Source organism: Paraburkholderia sp. EG286B (assembly GCF_040965655.1).
GTDB lineage: Bacteria > Pseudomonadota > Gammaproteobacteria > Burkholderiales > Burkholderiaceae > Paraburkholderia.
This window is the reverse complement of record NZ_JBFRCF010000166.1, coordinates 1-455: the sequence shown is the minus strand read 5'-3', so window position 1 is coordinate 455 and position 455 is coordinate 1. Positions and strand designations below refer to the sequence as shown.

Sequence of the window (455 nt, the reverse complement as noted above, 5' to 3'; positions counted from 1 at the left end):
CCAGCAGCCGCGCGACCGCCTCGGCCCGAATCATGATGTCGGGGTCGAGCAGCACAGACCGCTCAATTCCTGCGTCGCCCAACTGCTGATAGGGATCGAGACCCACCGACCGGGCCACCTCGACGTAGTTGGTGAGGGCTGCACTGCGAAGCAGATAGGACATATCGTTTTCCCGTAGCGTCCCAGAATGTAAATTATTTGTCCCAATGCGTCAAACGTCTTCTTGCCGAACCCGGATACTTGTCTCCGTTGGCACACCACTAGGGCAATGTTTTGATTCCGTCAGGAATACCGAGGACATAGGCAATGAGCGAAGAGACGAACCGCAGCGCGACGACAATGTGCGATCAGCTGCGCGCCACAGGCAACTGGAATCCTGCGTGGGATGCCATTGCCGAACTCGATCCCGTATGGGCCGAGAAATTCATGACGATGGGCGCACACACCATGATGTC

1 pseudogene is annotated in these 455 nt (G+C 57.1%); it reads right to left on the bottom strand.

Annotation, left to right across the window (positions count from 1 at the left end):
* Positions 1–163, bottom strand: a pseudogene (locus AB4Y42_RS44235) (AraC family transcriptional regulator); the annotation flags it as partial.
* Between the last annotated feature and the right edge of the window lie 292 nt (positions 164–455).